13 protein-coding genes and 2 other RNA genes are annotated in these 17,620 nt (G+C 63.2%); 5 read left to right on the top strand and 10 right to left on the bottom strand.

The annotated features are described in order from the left end of the window. Entirely contained in the window at positions 1-2,181 is a 2,181-nt protein-coding gene (locus tag DGN21_RS02805) for a sensor histidine kinase (RefSeq protein ID WP_160954857.1), read from the bottom strand. Positions 2,182-2,255: 74 nt separating this feature from the next. On the opposite strand from DGN21_RS02805, the gene DGN21_RS02800 reads away from it, so the two are divergent. Continuing rightward, positions 2,256-3,254, top strand: coding sequence for a DNA cytosine methyltransferase (locus DGN21_RS02800; RefSeq protein ID WP_160954858.1), 999 nt, complete (start codon positions 2,256-2,258; stop codon positions 3,252-3,254). Positions 3,255-3,366: 112 nt separating this feature from the next. Here the strand turns inward: DGN21_RS02800 and aceE are convergent, their stop codons facing one another. The 5 genes from aceE to DGN21_RS02775 all read right to left on the bottom strand — a co-directional run bounded on the left by aceE (position 3,367) and on the right by DGN21_RS02775 (position 10,306). After that, on the bottom strand, positions 3,367-6,054 hold the full coding sequence (gene aceE, locus DGN21_RS02795; protein WP_024937855.1) for a pyruvate dehydrogenase (acetyl-transferring), homodimeric type: 2,688 nt from the start codon (positions 6,052-6,054) through the stop codon (positions 3,367-3,369). A 321-nt stretch (positions 6,055-6,375) separates the two neighbouring features. Next, positions 6,376-7,377, bottom strand: a complete 1,002-nt coding sequence (locus tag DGN21_RS02790) for an arabinogalactan endo-1,4-beta-galactosidase (protein ID WP_126965227.1) — start codon at positions 7,375-7,377, stop codon at positions 6,376-6,378. 848 nt (positions 7,378-8,225) lie between these two features. After that, positions 8,226-8,301: non-coding RNA, sX9 sRNA (locus DGN21_RS02785), on the bottom strand. Between the two features lie 86 nt (positions 8,302-8,387). Beyond that, entirely contained in the window at positions 8,388-9,710 is a 1,323-nt protein-coding gene (locus DGN21_RS02780) for an XVIPCD domain-containing protein (RefSeq protein ID WP_102250910.1), read from the bottom strand. Beyond that, positions 9,707-10,306 (bottom strand): hypothetical protein, encoded by a 600-nt coding sequence (locus DGN21_RS02775; RefSeq protein WP_047126145.1) that lies wholly within the window; start codon positions 10,304-10,306, stop codon positions 9,707-9,709. The genes DGN21_RS02780 and DGN21_RS02775 overlap by 4 nt, the downstream gene beginning before the upstream one ends. Positions 10,307-10,602: 296 nt before the next feature. On the opposite strand from DGN21_RS02775, the gene DGN21_RS02770 reads away from it, so the two are divergent. Genes DGN21_RS02770 through DGN21_RS02760 form a run of 3 tightly spaced genes read left to right on the top strand, consistent with a single transcriptional unit; the run spans position 10,603 to position 13,399 of the window. After that, entirely contained in the window at positions 10,603-12,552 is a 1,950-nt protein-coding gene (locus tag DGN21_RS02770; protein ID WP_202397483.1) for a SpoIIE family protein phosphatase, read from the top strand. Beyond that, the gene (locus DGN21_RS02765; protein WP_039523217.1) at positions 12,552-12,983 is read left to right on the top strand and encodes an ATP-binding protein; all 432 of its coding nucleotides are present in this window, start codon (positions 12,552-12,554) and stop codon (positions 12,981-12,983) included. Before DGN21_RS02770 ends, DGN21_RS02765 begins: the two co-directional genes overlap by 1 nt. Beyond that, entirely contained in the window at positions 12,980-13,399 is a 420-nt protein-coding gene (locus tag DGN21_RS02760) for an STAS domain-containing protein (RefSeq protein WP_005923815.1), read from the top strand. The genes DGN21_RS02765 and DGN21_RS02760 overlap by 4 nt, the downstream gene beginning before the upstream one ends. Positions 13,400-13,403: 4 nt before the next feature. Here DGN21_RS02760 and DGN21_RS02755 read toward each other — a convergent pair. Beyond that, positions 13,404-13,478, bottom strand: a non-coding RNA gene (locus tag DGN21_RS02755) — sX9 sRNA. Positions 13,479-13,639: 161 nt separating this feature from the next. Here DGN21_RS02755 and DGN21_RS02750 point away from each other — a divergent pair. Continuing rightward, a complete protein-coding gene (locus DGN21_RS02750; protein WP_160954859.1) occupies positions 13,640-14,263 on the top strand; it encodes an HAD hydrolase-like protein in 624 nt (207 codons plus the stop codon). A gap of 152 nt (positions 14,264-14,415) precedes the next feature. On the opposite strand, the gene DGN21_RS02745 is transcribed toward DGN21_RS02750, so the two are convergent. From DGN21_RS02745 to mdcH, 3 genes are all read right to left on the bottom strand, one after another. Next, entirely contained in the window at positions 14,416-15,135 is a 720-nt protein-coding gene (locus tag DGN21_RS02745; RefSeq protein ID WP_065032179.1) for a GntR family transcriptional regulator, read from the bottom strand. 79 nt (positions 15,136-15,214) lie between these two features. Then, positions 15,215-16,570: an SLC13 family permease gene (locus DGN21_RS02740; RefSeq protein ID WP_024937865.1), complete on the bottom strand. Its 1,356-nt coding sequence runs from the start codon at positions 16,568-16,570 to the stop codon at positions 15,215-15,217. A gap of 87 nt (positions 16,571-16,657) precedes the next feature. Next, positions 16,658-17,578 (bottom strand): malonate decarboxylase subunit epsilon, encoded by a 921-nt coding sequence (gene mdcH / locus DGN21_RS02735; protein ID WP_160954860.1) that lies wholly within the window; start codon positions 17,576-17,578, stop codon positions 16,658-16,660. Positions 17,579-17,620 lie beyond the last annotated feature (42 nt).

The following is a 17,620-nucleotide window of genomic DNA, read 5'->3' as shown; positions in this document are numbered from 1 at the left end:
TTAACTTTTTTGAATTTGCACAACAAAAGTTGTTAAATCCGCATCCATATCGTATTCAACCTTGCCTTTGCTTGCGGACATAGCCTCCCGAGCTATAGCAAGGCCCAGCCCAGACCCCTCCGACTTCAAGGTAAATCCAGGCTTAAACAAATTCAACGCCAAGTTTGAATCTATAGGCGGGCCATTGTTTGAGACAGCCACTCTAATAAATTTTTTTGAGGAGCCAATTTGAATTTTTATTTGCCTAGGGGAAACGGGGCTCACACTAAGCCAATGCACCGCATTATCCAATATATTTAATATAGCTGCCATCAGGTCAGCTTCATAGACCGTCGCTTCTAACAGATCGTTTCGCGGATCTTTTTTCACTTCAATTTTATGCTCTAGCATCGAATCTGAGAAAAAGCCAAGACACCTATCGACTACATCCATTGGATTAAGTGACTTTGGCCTACCTCTCTTGCGACTCGCCAACGGGTCTAGGGCCTTGAACAGCTTGGTTAAATGACCCGCAGAATCATTTATTAGTCGTGCATTTTTGCCAAATGAGTCGCGGAAAGTAATACCGAAAGCACTTTCTTCGAGCAGCCGCGGCGCTCCATCAGCAAGTAATTTAGAACGTGTATTTATGTCCCCCAGAAAACGACGACCATCATGTAGCATCTGCGAGACCACTAGCCCGAGACTTGATTGAGCAGCAAGTTTATGCTGATAAGCCTCTAGCTCCTCAAGTGAATTTCGAAGTGCTGCACTTTCTTGCTTAAGAGCTCTTTGGATACGATCTCTGTACTGGGGTGGGAGTGAAGCGATCGCTTTAGTAGTCGCTTGGAGGGTTGCTTGAGTCCGTATTCCGCCGGTATCTCCATCAGGCCGCCGGCTGATCCCGACCATCTCCCTAAACTCAACTCTAAATGCTTCCACACGAGTCATGACATCAGCTATCAAATTACGAAGCCGAAGGAAAGACCCATTATGCTCCAACCCTTCACGGCTACTTCTTTCAACGAGGCCTGAAATTTGCTCATCACAGATGCTAATAACACCCCAAAGTTGGTTAAGTCCTAGCTTCTGGGAGGGATTCTGAACACGTTTTCTCTCGAGCTCTAGCCAATCCGAGTCCGCATCTCCGTAAGGCCTAATTCTGAAGCCATTCCTATAAATTCCAACACCGATATTCTCATCAAGTATTTTTCTCGCGTCCATTCGCCCTACAGAGCCAAGCCCAAGCTTTTTGAGTAAATCTACGATCGCATCGCCCTCGCGATCATATATATTCAGCGCTATCGACACAGGCCCGCATGTTCTTTCATCCTCAGCAAGAGCAGAAGCTGGAATCGAAATATTTCTTTTTTGCCCATCGGCGCGCTGATTTATAAAAGCCCCATCAAAAGCACCAGACTTATCAAAGCTGCCCTCAAGGCGATAATGGTAAACATCACCTATGGAGAATGGCTTGATCTCTGAGATATCGTCAGCATCGAACTCATCTTCAGTCTTAAACAAACCGCCAAGGAGGGAAGGCCCGTCGAATCCATGCCCGTCTTTTGAAAATTCGGATATATCTAGAAATATTTTGAATCCGCGATGACGTGCTTCGTCGGGAGATGCCAGCCTTCGTAGCTCGCGGACAAGTAACTCAAGCTGGGCTTTTGTCCAATCATCTCTGAGGCCAGAAATTTTCAACCATACCCCAGGCGTTCCACCCGCTTGTCCGACCCGTGTCTGAACGTCAATATTTATTTCATCAAGGTACTTGTTTTCTTCGAATTCATTCCAATCAATATTTATCTCACTCACTTCAAGAGCATCAGAAGATTTCTTAGCGCAAGTTAAGCTAAGGAAACGCCCAAGACGCGCGGTCGCAAATCTCCCGACCCCTTTCGCTCCAAGAAGACGACGATTTCCCGGACTACTTTTACGCTCCACTTTATCTGTTGTAGCAGGCTCTAGCCATTTACTTATGAGATCATCCGCAGACATTCCATGCCCTGCATCCGCAACATAAATAATCCCAGTCGTCTCAAGGGAGCTATCGGAGCGAGGTATGATTTTAATCTTTACCCAAGGCGAATCCGCATCAAATGCATTCTTAACCAGCTCAATTAGTGCCGCTTCCGGACCACTTATTAGCTGGTCACCAATCGTGCGTACAATCCTTGCTCGCGGTCTTAGCTTTGCCACTTCCCTCTCCCCTACATGGCTTTTTATTACAAACAGTAGCTTCCAGCATTAGATCTTAAGCTATCATTCCTTCTATGAATACATTTGTCGATCTTTTTTGTGGCGGGGGCCTCGGAGCTCGTGGGGCGGTGCAAGCAGGGCTGAGGCCGCTTGTGGCGGTAGACCTATGGGACATAGCCTGCCGCACGTACCGTGACAATTTTCCAGACGCTATCGTAATCAATGATCGAATAGAGCGAGTTAATCCACTTGACTATTGCGATGCTAGATCTCTCGACTTATTGATTGCCTCTCCGGAATGCACCAATCACTCTGTAGCTAAGGGCTCTGCGCCGAGAGATGAATCCAGCAAAGAAACTGCAATGCATACGGTTGACTGGATCCAGTCACTAAAACCAAGCTGGTTCGTCATAGAAAATGTCAAGGAGATGAAATCCTGGCACAGATACTCCGAACTCCTCCAAAAATTAAAAAATATTGGATATGAGATATCAGAGAATCTTATTAACTCAGCCGATTATGGCGCTGCTCAAAGCAGAGTCAGGCTATTTTTGGTTGGTGGCTTAGAAAAAACGCCCCCAAAAATCTCTCCGCCCGATAGGGTACAGCGAAAAACTGTGCGTGACATACTCGACCCTCCCGGAACTTGGACGATGAAACCTGTTTTTGTGGAGGGACGGGCTGATGCCACAAAAAAACGGGTAAAAGATGCCATTTCTACATTAGGACCAAACAGCGAATTTTTGGTAGTTTATTATGGCTCAGGTGGCGACAAATCATGGCAATCACTAGACACACCTTTACGAACAATCACCACGATTGACCGATTTGCGTATGTCAAGAAGCAAAGTAATCGCTGGCAAATGAGAATGCTACAGCCTTCAGAGCTAGCCAGGGCCATGTCACTTCCGGAGGAACATCGCCTTATGATTGGCACACGCCGCGAAAAAGTACGTGTATGCGGAAATGGTGTTTGCGCAGTGGTAATGAAGCGAATAGTTGAACAACTTAGTGCGATTAGCGAATCGGATCCAATTTGCACTAAAGCTAAAGTAATGGAAGAAAATTTCTAGATTTTATGGGCCCAACGAAAATCGACACATTGACTCTAAAATATTAACGAAATTTTTTAGTAAAAAGGCGGCCTTTCGGCCGCCCTTTTATTTTCCCGGTGAGTTAACAACCTCAAACCCCAACCGGATTCGCCTTCTCAGGATCAATCTTGTACTGCTTGATCGCCCGGGCCACGTCCTTGCCCGTCATCTTGCCATCCTTCGCCAGCGCGGCAATCGCCGCATGCGCGATGTAGTAGCGGTCCACTTCGAAGAACCGGCGCAGGTTGGCACGCGTATCCGAACGACCGAACCCATCCGTGCCGAGCACGGTGTAGGTCATCGGGACGAAGGCGCGGATCTGGTCGGCGAAGGCGCGCACGTAGTCGGTGGCAGCGATGGCCGGGCCCTGGCGTCCTTCCAGCAGCTGGGTGACATAGGGCTTGCGCTGTTCGGCCTCCGGGTGCAGGCGGTTCCAGCGTTCCACGGCGTAGCCGTCGCGGCGCACTTCGTTGAGGCTGGGGCAGGACCAGATGTCGGCGGTGACGCCGAAGTCCTTGTCCAGCAGCTCGGCGGCGGCAATGGCCTCGCGCAGGATGGTGCCGCTGCCCAGCAGCTGCACGCGCAGCTCGCCCTTCTTGGGCTTGCCGGCGTCCTTCAACAGGTACATGCCCTTGATGATGCCCTCGGCTGCGCCGTCCGGCATGCCGGGGTGGGCGTAGTTCTCGTTCATCAGGGTGATGTAGTAGTACTCGTCGATCTGGTCTTCCATCATCGCCTTCATGCCGTGCTGCATGATGACGGTGACTTCGAAGCCGAAGGTCGGGTCGTAGCTACGCACGTTCGGGATGGAGCCGGCGATGACCTGGCTGAAGCCGTCTTCGTGCTGCAGGCCTTCGCCGTTGAGCGTGGTGCGGCCGGCGGTGCCGCCGAGCAGGAAGCCACGCGTGCGCATGTCCGCTGCCTGCCAGGCGATGTCGCCCACGCGCTGGAAGCCGAACATGGAGTAGTAGATGTAGAACGGCAGCATCGGCACGTCGGAGACCGAGTAGCTGGTGCCGGCGGCCATCCACGAGGCGATGGCGCCCGGCTCGCTGATGCCCTGCTGCAGCACCTGGCCGGTCTGGTCTTCGCGGTAGTACATCAGCTGGTCGGCGTCGACCGGCTTGTACTTCTGGCCGAACGGGGCATAGATGCCGATCTGGCGGAACATGCCTTCCATGCCGAAGGTGCGCGCCTCATCGGCCACGATCGGCACGATGCGCGGGCCCAGTTCCTTGTCGCGCAGGGCGATGTTGAGGCTCTGCACGAAGGACATGGTGGTGGAATAGCTGCGCTCGCCGCTGTCCTTGAGCAGGCGCTCGAACTTGTCGAGCGTGGGCGCCACGAACGACTTGCTGGCCTTGGGACGGCGCGAGGGCAGGAAGCCGCCCAGCACGTTGCGGCGCTCCTTCAGGTACTGCACTTCCGGGGAATCTTCGCCGGGGTGGTAGAACGGCACCTGGCCGTCTTCCAGCTGGGCGTCGGTCACCGGGATGTTGAAGCGGTCGCGGAAGTGCTTGACCGCCGCGTCGTCCAGCTTCTTGGTCTGGTGGGTGGGGTTGAGCGCCTCACCGGCCGAGCCCATGCCGTAGCCCTTGACCGTCTTGGCCAGGATCACGGTGGGCATGCCCTTGGTGTTCACGGCCTGGTGGTAGGCGGCGTACACCTTGTGCGGGTCGTGGCCGCCACGGTTCAGGCGCCAGATGTCGTCGTCGGACAGGCCGGCGACCATGGCCGCGGTCTCCGGGTACTTGCCGAAGAAGTTGGCGCGCGTGTAGGCGCCGCCGAAGGCCTTGCAGTTCTGGTATTCGCCGTCGACGGTTTCCATCATCAGCTTGCGCAGCACACCGTCGGTGTCCTTGGCCAGCAGCGCGTCCCAGTAGCCGCCCCAGAGCAGCTTGATGACGTTCCAGCCGCCGCCACGGAACACGCCTTCCAGCTCCTGGATGATCTTGCCGTTGCCGCGCACCGGGCCGTCCAGGCGCTGCAGGTTGCAGTTGACCACGAAGATCAGGTTGTCCAGGCCTTCGCGTCCGGCCAGCGCGATGGCGCCGAGGGTTTCCGGCTCGTCGCTCTCGCCGTCGCCGATGAAGCACCACACCTTGCGGTCGGACTTCTCGATCAGGCCGCGGTTTTCCAGGTAGCGCATGAACTGCGCCTGGTAGATGGCGGCCAGCGGGCCCAGGCCCATCGACACGGTGGGGGTCTGCCAGAACTCGGGCATCAGCCACGGGTGCGGGTAGGAGGAGATGCCCTGGCCGTCCACTTCCATGCGGAAGTTGTCCAGCTGGGCTTCGCTGATGCGGCCTTCCAGGAAGGCGCGGGCGTAGACGCCCGGGGCGCTATGGCCCTGGATGAACAGCAGATCGCCCGGGTGCTGGTCGCTGGGCGCGCGCCAGAAGTGGTTGAAGCCCACGTCGTACAGCGTGGCGCTGGAGGCGAACGAGGCGATGTGGCCGCCCAGGTCGCCCGGCTTGCGGTTGGCCCGCACGACGGTGGCCATGGCGTTCCAGCGGATGATCGAGCGGATCTTCCACTCCAGCGCGGAGTCGCCGGGGTTCTTGGCCTCGTTGGCCGGTGCGATGGTGTTGACGTACTCGGTGGTGGGCGAGAACGGCAGGTAAGCGCCGGCGCGGCGGGTCTGTTCGACCATGCCTTCCAGCAGCTGATGGGCGCGCTCCGGGCCTTCGACGTCGATGACGGCCTTGATCGATTCGAGCCACTCCTGCGTCTCAAGCGGGTTCGGATCGTTGTGCAGCACTTCGTTCAACCAGTTCATTAGCGCTCCCGGGGGGACACACCCCGCGGGTGTGTCGACATCGTGAATTCGTGAACCCCCAAGTGTACCGCACGCACCTGTTGCCATTCCTCGCTACGGGTGCGTATGGAATGGGACGGTGTTGTGCGTGGGTGGTGCACCGATGCCGCTTGGGACGACGATCTGGTGCAGCGGGCGCTGCCGGTATACGACCAAAGGATAAGGGCCATTGGCCGGAATGGACCGACACGCATACCCCGTAGGAGCGCACCAGGGCGCGAGGGGCGTTACCGGTAAAGCCCGTCGCGCCCGGGTGCGCTCCTACGGCGGTGGGGGTGGTGGTCAGAAGGCTTGTAGCGCTTCGGTCAGCTGGCCGTTGTTGTTGACCGCGCCCATGGTGTAGCCCTGCCAGCCGGGGTAGGCGTTGGGCTCCCAGTAGAAGATGCCGAGCACGCGCGATCCGATGGCGCTGCTGCGGCTGAGCAGGTTGGTGAGCATGGCGCGGGTGGTGGCGGCCTGCTGCCAGTCCATGCCGACCTCGGCCACGATCACGTCGCTGCCGTAGCGGGAGATCATGTCGCGCATGTTGGTGTCCAGGCGGTTGTTGTAGTCCTGCCAGCTGCCGACCGGCGGGTAATGCGACATGCCGATGACATCCCACTTGCCGCCGGCCGAGCGCAGGTTGTCGAAGAACCAGCGGAAGTTGGCGTTGTCGTAGCCGTTGGCCAGGTGCACGATGACCTTGGCGTTGGGATACACCGCCTTGGTGGCGTTGTAGCCGCTGTTGATGAACTGGCCCAGCGTGGCGAAGTTGGGCGTCTTGCCCTCGTTCCACAGCATGCCGCTGTTGATCTCGTTGCCCACCTGCACCCAGCTGACGGTAATGCCGTTGTCCTTGAGGTATTTGAGGATGCCCTGGGTGTGGCTGTAGACATCGGTATTGAGCTGGGCGACGGAGTGGCCCGCCCAGGCGGCCGGCTTGGTCTGCTTGCCGGGGTCGGCCCAGCTGTCGCTGTAGTGGAAGTCGATCATGATGCGCATGCCCTGCGCGGCGGCGCGCTTGGCCTTGTCCAGGGTGTCGCGGCCATCGTTCCAGCCGCCGGACGGGTTGACCCACACGCGCAGACGGATGGCGTTGCCGCCCACATTCTTGAACAGCTTGATGAAGTCGGTGGTGTTGCCGGCCGCATCGCGAAACACCTGCGGCGGGTTGGCCGCGGCCTGCTGGTTGAGCCAGCTGACATCGGCGCCCTTGGCGATGCCCTGCGCGCCGGCGCCGGCGCTAATGCCACCCAGCAACAGCACCAGCAGCAAACGGTGGTACCCCTTGCGAAAAACGTGCATGAACCCTCTCCCTTGATCGATGGATGTCGCGCCGCATGGCGCCCTGCCTGATCCCCCTGAATTCGCCGCATGCCTGTGGCGATACGGCGCTGCCCGCAGCGGCCAGACACGCCGCGAAACGGTGGCGATTGCAGCACGGCGGCGTAATGCGGTCGCGCTCGCTATAGCTGCTGCGTGGTTGCGGCATATCTCGCGGCGGCAAACACCTTGCGCCAGCGAACTGGCGATATTTTCGCCAGCGCATTGTTGTGCGGGTGCAACAGAAAACCGGCGCGATAGTGCGCAGCGGGTCTGTTACTGGCGATCGGTCGCTGAGGTGACAGGCGTGGTCGACTGTTAGGGCAGCACAAGCAGACCTGGGCTCGATGCGATGCGGCGACGTGCTGCCGACTTCCCGGCACCGGGGCGCGTTGCTGGAAGCGCACACCCTCGCCGTACGTACGCCGCTCACCGCTCACCGCGCGCAGCGGCCGTGCTGTGACTGCGGCTGCGTGACTGCGGCTGCGGCTGCGGCTGCGGCTGCGGCTGTGGCTGTGGCTGTGGCTGTGGCTGACAGCTGATTCTGTAAGGACACCCCTGGCTCGATCACCGTCACCGGCGCTGCGCGGCAAAGTGCGATTCCAGCTCGACAGCAGCAGCAGCCCGACGGGTGAAGACCGCCCGGCTTCCAGCTACCCTGCCCGCTCGGCGCACTCGACACGCTCGCGTCCATGGCTCGGCAGCGACCGAAACGAAAAACGCCGGGCAAGCCGGCGTTTTTTCTGTGCACCACGCGATGGCGGCAGTTGGCAGATCGAAGCGCCGCCGCGTCAGCACTGCGGGTCGGGCGCAGTCACCGCATCAAGCGCGGCTCCCAGCGCGTAGCGAGCGGCCGTCAGATGGTGCGGATGGCGCGCCCGGCATTGCAGTGAACCATTGGTCCATGCCGATTCCGGGCAACGGCCGCGCCCACCTGACGGCTGCGCAGCCGTTTTGTCGGCCGCTCCACGCCCATGCATGCATGAGCGCACTCAGCCCAGCGCGCGTGCGCCCTGCTGTTGTTGCTGGGTCTGGGTTTGCTGCTGCTCCAGCGCCACCGCTTGGCGTGCGGCGTTGTCGGCCACGCGCTGGCTGCTCTGCTCCAGCGGGGTGTTCATCGCGGTCATGGTCTCCACGCTGACACGCAGCTGCGCGGGGTCGTCCACGCGGCCCTGCACGGCGAAGGTGCGTGCGGCATCGGGGCTCATCATCACCGCGTCGATGCGCTGGCCGCCGGCGGCGTGCATTTCCGAGGCGAGCGAGCCGGACAACTGGGCGCTTTGCTGGTCGGGCGCGCGCCCTGCACGTGCGTCCTGTGCGTGCACGCCACGCTGCGCGTCCTGGAACAGGGCATTGCCCACATGCCCCGGTTGGTCGATACGCAGCGAGGTGTGCTCGTTGCCGTGCTCGCGTGCGTCGCGCTTGGCAGGCTCGCCCGGAGCGAGCGGGCCGCGGATGGCGTCGATGGCGTCCTGGCCGAGGCCGCGCGCGCTGCGCGTCAAGATGGTGGTGCCGGTGCGCAGCCCGTCCACATCGCTGCGGTATTCGTCGATCATGCGCGCGTTCTTTTCGGCAAGCGGACGCGCGTTGGGATCTGTAAGCGCCGAATGCTCGCCCAGGAAGTTGCCCAGCTTGTGCGCGCCCAGCGAACCGCCGGCCGCCACCAGCGGGTAGTCGGGAATCAGGAAATTGGCCTTGCTGTTGCTGTAGCCGGCGCCGCTCAACGTAGCGATTTCATCCGGCTTGGCGTAGATGCGCACCTGCCCGAAATGCGGCGAGGCTGCGCTGACCGGGTCCGATGCCATCACGTGGTTGATCACGCTGTTGCCGCCTTCGGGAATGCGGTAACTCAGGCTGGCTGCACCGTAGGCGTTGAAGGTTTCGCCCTTGAGGTCGTAGTGGTGCGCGGAGACCTGCGCAAGCGCACCGCCCAGGGAGTGGCCGGTGACGGTGACTTCGGGTTGGTGCCCGGTTCGCTTGCCGACGTCCTTGGCAATGTCCATCGCGTTTTTGGTCAGCGCGAGCGCGTCGGCTGCCTGCGGATTGGTCCGCGAGGTGACCATGGTCGCATCGGTGAGAATGTCCTTGACCGCGCCCTCGGTGCCGCGATGGGCGACCACGATGTCGCCGCTGCCTTCACGCCGGTAGATGGTGCCTTGATAGCCGGTGGCCTTGTTGTTGACGTGGTCGAGAACCGCATAACGCTGCCCCTCGACCACGACGATTTCTTCCTGACCTGGCGCGCGCCGGCCGACGGCGCGATCCTTGTAGACATCTTCCGACAAGCCCGCATAGTGCGGCGATGGGATGCTCATGGCGCAACTTCCTTGGCAGCCAATGTGATGGTGAAGAGATTGTCGCGGATTTCCGGCTTGAATTTGTCCGGGCTCAGCTCACCGGTGTCCGGAAAGCTCTTGGACTCCGAGCGCGGATACCCTTCCTTCCAGTAGTACTTCGTCTGTGGCTGCTGCGCAGTCACCGTCTTGCCTTCGATAAACGACAGGAAGCGGGTCTCTTCCTCTGCACCGGTGGCCTTCAGCAGCACGCTGGCACCGCTGAATTCCCAATGGCAGACGCCGCGACCGTAATAGTCCTCGTCCTGCATCAGGTCCAGATAGACGGTGCCGCGGTACTCGGTGTCGGAGATCTTCTTGAGTGCGAAGTCTTCCTGGCTGGTGATGCGCCCGGCGGTGCCGGTTTCGGGCTGGATCTTGCCGCATTCGGCTTCGTTGCTGACGTCGTACTGCGCCGCGCCCTGCACCAGGCCGAAGGCGCCGGGCGCCTTGTCCAGGGTCAGCGTGACCTCGTAGGCCTTGCGCGGGTTGGGATTCAACTTGGCAAGGCCGCGGCCACCGGCCTCGACGTCGGCTTCTGCGGCGGCCTCGGTTGCGGGGGATTGGGTCTGGGTCATGCTGGTCTCCGGGGCGTTACAGGCCGTAAGCAAAAGGGCCAGCAGGCTCGGGGTCAGAATCTGGCGCAAGGCCGGCCTCCATGGCGATAGGGGGAGTCAATCTAGTTTGCTTGACCCGCCGGGGTCAATTTACGGCAGCTGAGGATGAGGCGGCCGTGAGCCGGTTGCCGGCGCCCGCAAAACTGCCATGATCGGGCCATCCGCCGCCACGGAAGCGCGCCATCGCCACGGGTCCCACATCGCCAGCCGACAGCGTGGCCGTCACCCCGCGGGTGCACTGGCGGCACAGCCTGCGCATGCGCGTGTTGCTGGCCGCCACCGCGGTGCTGGTGGTGTTGCTGGCGTTGCTGGGCACGGTGTTCTACCTGGGCGCACGCGCCGAGCTGGTGGAGGCGGCGCGCACCGAGGTGGATGGCCTGACCGAGCAGACCGCACGCAGCCTGGCGGCGATGCTGGACTCGGTGCAGGTGAGCGGCCGCACGCTGGCGGCCAGCAGCAGCGCGGTGGGGCTGCAGCCGTTCAATCTGCGCGCGCTGCTGCTGGCCACGCTCAGCGGCGACCCGGATATCGGTGCGGCGCGGTTGATCATCGAGCCGCGCACGCAGAAGGCGCGCGACACCGGGTTTGTCTGGTACGTGCATCGCGACGGCACGCGCGTGCTAGAGAAATCGGTGCAGGACCTGGGCTACGACTACCGCGCGATGCCGTGGTATCTGCGCACCCAGCGCGAAGGCCGCGCGTGGTGGTCCGAGCCGTATCTCAACGCCAATGGCGGCAACGCGCTGTACACCAGCTACAACCTGCCGTTGCGCCGCCCGGGCGATGCGGTGGATGCCGCACCGGTGGGCATGGTCAGCGTGGACCTGCCGCTGCAGCACCTGCGCGAGATCATCGACCAGCTGCCGCGCGACATCGGCATCCAGCCGATGCTGCTGTCGCCCGAAGGCATGCTGGTGTTCAGCCCCGACCCGGCGCTCAACCTGCGTTACACGCTGGAGCGTTACGTGGCGCATTCGCGGCCCGACCTGCTGCCGTTGCAGCGCGCGGTGGCGGCGGGCCAGCCGATCTCGTTTGCGCACACCGCGCCGGATGGCGAGCGCTTTTTGACCCATAGCGCGGCGGTGGGGCGCAGCGGCTGGACCTTTGTGCTGTCCGCCTCGGAAGGCTATGTGCTGGCGGGCCTGAACTGGCTGGCCGCGTGGGTGGCGCTGGCGGCGTTGCTGGGCGCGGTGGTGTGGTGGTGGCTGATGGGGCGGATCACGCGCAAGCTGACGCGCCCGATCGAGGAATTGACCGATACCGCCGAGCACTTTCGCCGTGGCGAATTCGCATACCCGCTGCAGCACATCGAACGCCGCGACGAGGTGGGCGTGATGGCGCGTGCGTTCGACAGCGCGCGCGATGCGATCCGCGACCACATCGCGCAGATCGGCGAGATGACCGCCGCGCGCGAGCGCATGCACAGCGAGCTGCAGATTGCGCGCGAGATCCAGCAGGCGATGCTGCCCTCCGGGCGCACCTTCGACCGCGCCAGTTCGCATCTGGAAACCTGCGCCTGGCTGGAGCCGGCCAAGGCGGTGGGCGGCGACTTCTACCACTTCGTCGAGACCGAGCCGGGGCTGCTGTGGTTTGTGGTGGGCGATGTGTCCGACAAGGGCGTGCCGGCCGCCCTGTTCATGGCGCGCGCGGTGAGCGTGCTGGAAATCGCCGCGCGCCGGCATACGCGCCCGGACAGCATCCTGATCGCCGCCTCCACGCGGCTGGCGGAAAACAACGACACCTGCATGTTCGCCACGGTGCTATGCGGGGTGATCAACGTGGTGAGCGGCGACTACTGGCTGGCCAGTGCCGGCCACGAGCCGCCGGTGCTGATCGACATCGACGGCAGCGCGCGGCCGTTGCCGCTGGACACCGGCGCGCCGCTGGGAATCGAGCCGCAGGTGGCCTACCCGGTGCTGCAAGGCCGCATGAGCGCGGGGCAGACGCTGCTGGGCTATACCGACGGGGTGACCGAGGCGATGGACGAGCAGGGCGCTAGCTACGGGCTGGAGCGCCTGCTCGGCGCCTTGCGGCCACGCCGCAGCGCGGCGGCGCAGTGCAAGGCGGTGATCGCCAACATCGCCCACTTCACCGGCCAGGCCGACCCGTACGACGACATCACCCTGCTGGCGATCCGGCTGCGCCAGGAGCATGCTGGGCGGGTCGCAGACGCTGGCCGGGACGCACCCGGAAAGGCAACGACCTGATGAAGCTCGACCTGGCCATCGCGCCCTCGCTGGCCCAGCTAGCCGGCGCCAACGACGCGCTGGAACACTCGCTCACGCTGGAAGGACTGCACGCCGAGCGCATCGGCCAGGTGCGGCTGATCGTGGAAGAGCTCGGCTGCAATGCGCTCACCCACGGCCAGTGCGCCGAGCAGCCGCTGCGCCTGCAACTGCAGCTGGATCCGCAGGCGCTGGTGCTGGAGATGCACGACCCCGGCAGCGCCTTCGACCCCAGCACCGCCGCGATGCCGGACCTGAGTGCCGAGCTCGACGAGCGCGCGATCGGTGGGCTGGGGCTGTTCCTGGTGCATCAGTTCGCCGATCACATCGACTACCGCCGCGATGGTGCATACAACGTGGTGCGCGTCACCCTGCTCCACCCGTACGCCCCCGTCCCCGAGGCACTGTCATGACCACGCTCGCCATTCAGATCGACCCGCCGCAGGACACCCGTCAACGCGTCATCCTGACCGGGCGCCTGGACACCCACACCTACCAGGATCTGGACGCGGCGCTGTCGCCGCTGCTGGGCACCCTGATCACCACGCTGGTGCTGGACCTGACCGCGCTGGAATACATCTCCAGCGCCGGCATCCGCTGCATCTTCAAGGCGCGCAAGGCCCTGGCCACGCGCCAGGGCAAGGTGCTGGTGACCAACCCGCAGCCGCAGATCCGCAAGGTCTTCGACATGGTCAAGGCAGTGCCGCTGAGCGATGTCTTCGCCTCCACCGAAGAGCTGGATGCCTACCTGGCGGCGATGCAGCGCAAGGTCATCGAACAGCATGCGCAAGGCGATACGCCGATCGTGCCGCATTTCGCCGAGGCCTGAGCGCGGCCAGCGCCGCATAGCGAACAGGCGCCGGCTGGATGTAGACGGCGCGCGCGGCAGAAGGATACGAGAGGTGCATGCCGACCCCGGCATCGGACGCGCGCCGTCTGGCGATGATTGCAGTGGTTGTGCCGATCGCTTTGCGGTGTCGCCTCGCCTGCGCGCACATCGGTGAGCCTGTCTGCGTATGGCGCGTGCGCGGCAGTGGTTAGGCTATGACGCCCTGATCCCTGCGTTGCGATGCCCAAGCTGATCATCTTCGATTTCGACGGCACCCTGGCCGACTCGTTCGGTTTCTTTCTGAGCACGCAGCGCGTACTGGCCGAGCGGCACGGCTTCCGCGCCGCGCAAGCACATGAAGTGGACGCCGCACGCCGCCTGAGCACCCGCCAGTTGCTCAAGCAATCGGGCCTGAGCAGCTGGCGCATCCCGCTGGTGGCTGCCGACTTCATCCGCCTGATGCGTGCCGCCCCACCGATGGCCTTGTTCGACGGCATTGCCGGGGTGCTGCAGGCCCTTCACGCCCGCGGCACCTGCCTGGCCCTGGTGTCGTCCAACTCGGTGGAGAATGTGCAGCGCGCGCTGGGCGAGGAGCTGAGCGCGAAGTTCGCAGTGATCGACGGCGGTGCGCATCTGCTGGGCAAACAGCGCGCCTTGCGTCGCGTGTTGCGCAGCACCGGGCATACCGCAGCGCAGGCGGTGTACGTGGGCGATCAGGTCGCCGACTGGGAGGCGGCGCAAGCGGTGGGCTTATCGTTTGCTGCAGTTGCGTGGGGCTATGCGCATCCGGACGTGTTTGCCGGCTTGGCTGAGACGCGGGTGATCGAACGCGTGGATGACTTGCTTGCGTTGGGCGGGGAGTAGGCGGCGGGATTGGGGATTGGAGATTCGCAGGAGCGAGAAGCTTTCCGGTGCTGCGTGCGTGCCCTCATCCGCCCTTCGGGCACCTTCTCCCGGTGGGAGAAGGAAGGTGCGATCTCGGTGCGCGGGGTGATGCGCCCGGACAGCGCCGACTGCTAGACCCCACCCACCCTCGGCAAGGGCGCCGGCACGTTCAACATGCCACCCGCTGCCACGTACGCCGCCAAGGCCTGGCCCTGGCTTAGCAGATGCCCGTGCATCGTGCGCTCTGCGCCTTCGGCGTCGCCGCGGCGCACGCAGGCCATCAGCTCGCGGTGCTCGGCCAGCGACTGCGCCATGCGTCCGGGCGTCAACAGCTGCCGGCCGCGGTGCATCTTGAGGATGCGGTGCAGATCGTGGGTGACGCGGATCAACCACGGATTGCCGGCGTACTGCTGCACGGTCTCGTGGATCAGGTAATTGTTGCGGTAGTACTCGGCCAGGTCGCCAGCGGTGGCGGCAGCTTCCATTGCCGCGTGCAGCTCTTCCAGGCGTTGCACGCCGGCCACGTCGATGCGCTTGACCGCATCGTGCGCGCAGCGGCCTTCCAGCATCGCCATCACCGGGAACAACTGATTGAGGTCTTCCAGGGTCAGCCGCGTGACCCGGCTGCCGCGGCCGGCGTCCAGCTGCACCAGGCCTTCGGCGGCGAGCAGCTTGAGGCTCTCGCGCAGCGGGGTGCGGCTGATGCCGAGTTCCTCGGCCAGCGCCGGCTCGTCGATCCATTCGCCCGGCGGCAGCGCGTAGTCGTAGATTTTCTGGCGCAGGCGCTCGGCCACTTCCTCGTACAGCGGTACGCGCTTCTTGGCGTTGCGCGAATCAGGGGCGAGGGTCATGGCAGGCGGGTCGTCGATGCTGGCGTGGGGGCGCCCATTCTACCGGGGCGCCCCGACACCCTGCCGGACACGGGCCGCATCACAGCCAGCCCGGCACCACGAACAGCAGCCAGGCCACCAGCGGCCCCAGCAACACCACCAGCCCGCTGTAGACCAGGAAACGGCGGAACAGCGCGTCGCGTTCTTCCTTGGCGGCCGAGGCCACCACCAACGCACCGTTGGTGGAGAACGGGCTGACATCGACGATGGTGGACGATACCGCCAGCGCGCAGATCACCCCGGCCGCACCAAGCTGGCCCTGCATCAGGAACGGCACCGCCAGCGGAATGGTGGCGCCCAGCACCGCCGCCGACGAGGCGAATGCGGAAACGATGCCGCCGACGTAGCAGACCAGCAGCGCCCCCAGCAACGGCATGCCGATATGCGACACGCCGGTGCCGATGTAGTCCACCGCACCGGCCTTTTCCAGCACCGCCACATAGGTGACCACGCCGCTGATCAACAGCACCGTGGACCAGCTGATGCCGTCCACCGCGCCCTTCTGCGCGCTGGGCGAGATCAGCGCCAATGCCACCGCCACGGTGATCGAGACCAGGCCGACGTTGAGGTTGTAGACCAGCGCGGCGATGCCCAGGCCGAGCAGGCCGACCAGCGTGATCACCCGATCGCGCGTGATGGCGACCGCCTCCAGCGCCAGCGGATTGGTCGACAGGGTGCCGCCACCGGCAGCCACCAGCGAGCCATGCCCTTCGATCGCGAACGGGCGCTTGGAGGCCTGGTCGTCGGCCACCGCCACATACTGCGCATCGGCCAGCGAGACCTCCTGCCGGCGCATCAGCTTGAGCCCGCCGAAGGCGCAGAAGCAGATGATCGCCATCATCAGGTTGAAGCCCAGGCTGGTGAGGAACACCGCCATCTCGGTGACGTCCAGCCCAGCCTTTTCCACCACCTTGTTGGTGATGCCGCCATACACGCTGATCGGCGAAAAGCCGCCGCCCTGCGCGCCATGGATCACCAGCAGGCCCATCATCAAGGGATTGATGCGGTACTGCTTGGCAAAGCGCAGCGCCACCGGGCCGATGATGGCCACCGCCGCCGGCCCGAGCGCACCGAAGGCGGTGAGCAGGCCGGTGATGACGAACATCACCCAGGGAATGGCGACGATGCGCCCGCGCACCGCGCGCACCGCCCAGTGCACCAGCAGATCGATGGTGCCGTTCTTCTGCGCGATGGCGAACAGATAGGTGATGCCGACCAGGGTCAGGAACAGGTCGCCCGGAAAGCCGGCCAGCACCTCCTTGCCGTCCAGACCCACCCACACGCCGCCGATGATGAAGGCCAGCGCGAAGGCCACCGCGCCCATGTTGATGGGCAATGCGGTGGCGACGATGAACATGATCACCAAGCCAAGAATCGTTGCAATTTGCGGGGTCATGCGCCCTCCCAGACACCTGATACGCGTACAGCACGGATGGCCACCCGCCACCCAAGGGTCACGCCGTGTGCAGCACCTGCTCAATCGTCATGCCGCGCGCTCGCATGCGGCGTTGACCCACTCGACCACACCGTGGGTACTCTGAAATTCGTCGACCGATCGCGCTTCGCAGCCCGGCACGCGCTCGCGCGCCATGCGCGCCAGTGCGCCACCGGGCCCCAGTTCGAGAAACACCCGCGCGCCGCGCTCGGCGGCCTGCACCAGCACCTCGGACCAGCGCACGGTCTGCGCGATCTGTGCGGCCAGCGTGTCCACCACCAGGGCCTGCGTGGTGACGGCACGTGCATCGATGCCGGCGAGCACGCGCAGCCTGGGCGCGTGCACCGCCGCGCTGTTCAATTCGATGGCGAAGGCGTCGGCGGCCGTACGCAACCATGGCGTATGTGCCGGCACGCTCACCGGCAACGGCGTGACGCGTGCGCCCTGCGCCTGCGCTGCATCGCCCAGTGCCTGCAGCGCCGCCTGCGGGCCACCGAGCACGGCGTGGTCGTCGCCGTTGACGATGGCGATGGCCGCGCCATGCGTCTGGCACAGCGTCTCCAGCGTGCGCAGCGGCAGGCCGAGCACCGCCATCAAGCCGGCATGGTCCGGGCTGGCCGCATCCATCAGGCGCGCGCGGGTGGCAGCCAGCTGCAAGCAGGTGGCGATCTCCATGCTGCCGGCAACCGCATGCGCGGCCAGCTCGCCGACGCTGTAGCCCAGCACCAACACCGGCGTGGGCAGCTGCGCACGCAGCACCTGCCAGTGCGCCAGGGTGCCGGCGCAGACCAGCGGCTGTGCAATGGCATTGGTGTAGCGGGAGTTGTCTGCGGCCAGCGTTTGCGCCGAGGCGCCAAGCACCTTGCTCGCAGCAGCGATTACCTCGGCCGCGACAGGCGCATCGGCAACCCGCGCGAACATCGCGGCGTGCTGCCCACCCTGGCCGGGACAGAGCACGGCCAGGGTCATGCGGTGGCCTGCTTGCAGAACATGCTGTGCCTTGTGCGAGCG

The sequence above is a fragment of the Xanthomonas sp. MLO165 genome (genome assembly GCF_018831305.1).
In the GTDB taxonomy this organism is placed as follows: Bacteria; Pseudomonadota; Gammaproteobacteria; order Xanthomonadales; family Xanthomonadaceae; genus Xanthomonas; species Xanthomonas arboricola.
Note: the sequence above shows the minus strand (reverse complement) of the source record. Positions and strands in the feature narration are given on the sequence as shown.

Excerpts from the sequence above, each read along its gene's own strand:
- DGN21_RS02775 (WP_047126145.1), bottom strand. The coding sequence starts at position 10,306 with ATGACCCAGACCCAATCCCCCGCAACCGAGGCCGCCGCAGAAGCCGAC.
- DGN21_RS02800 (WP_160954858.1), top strand. The coding sequence starts at position 2,256 with ATGAATACATTTGTCGATCTTTTTTGTGGCGGGGGCCTCGGAGCTCGT.
- DGN21_RS02780 (WP_102250910.1), bottom strand. The coding sequence starts at position 9,710 with ATGAGCATCCCATCGCCGCACTATGCGGGCTTGTCGGAAGATGTCTAC.
- DGN21_RS02790 (WP_126965227.1), bottom strand. The coding sequence starts at position 7,377 with ATGCACGTTTTTCGCAAGGGGTACCACCGTTTGCTGCTGGTGCTGTTG.
- DGN21_RS02745 (WP_065032179.1), bottom strand. The coding sequence starts at position 15,135 with ATGACCCTCGCCCCTGATTCGCGCAACGCCAAGAAGCGCGTACCGCTG.
- aceE (WP_024937855.1), bottom strand. The coding sequence starts at position 6,054 with ATGAACTGGTTGAACGAAGTGCTGCACAACGATCCGAACCCGCTTGAG.
- DGN21_RS02750 (WP_160954859.1), top strand. The coding sequence starts at position 13,640 with ATGCCCAAGCTGATCATCTTCGATTTCGACGGCACCCTGGCCGACTCG.
- DGN21_RS02740 (WP_024937865.1), bottom strand. The coding sequence starts at position 16,570 with ATGACCCCGCAAATTGCAACGATTCTTGGCTTGGTGATCATGTTCATC.
- mdcH (WP_160954860.1), bottom strand. The coding sequence starts at position 17,578 with ATGACCCTGGCCGTGCTCTGTCCCGGCCAGGGTGGGCAGCACGCCGCG.
- DGN21_RS02760 (WP_005923815.1), top strand. The coding sequence starts at position 12,980 with ATGACCACGCTCGCCATTCAGATCGACCCGCCGCAGGACACCCGTCAA.
- DGN21_RS02765 (WP_039523217.1), top strand. The coding sequence starts at position 12,552 with ATGAAGCTCGACCTGGCCATCGCGCCCTCGCTGGCCCAGCTAGCCGGC.
- DGN21_RS02770 (WP_202397483.1), top strand. The coding sequence starts at position 10,603 with ATGCGCGTGTTGCTGGCCGCCACCGCGGTGCTGGTGGTGTTGCTGGCG.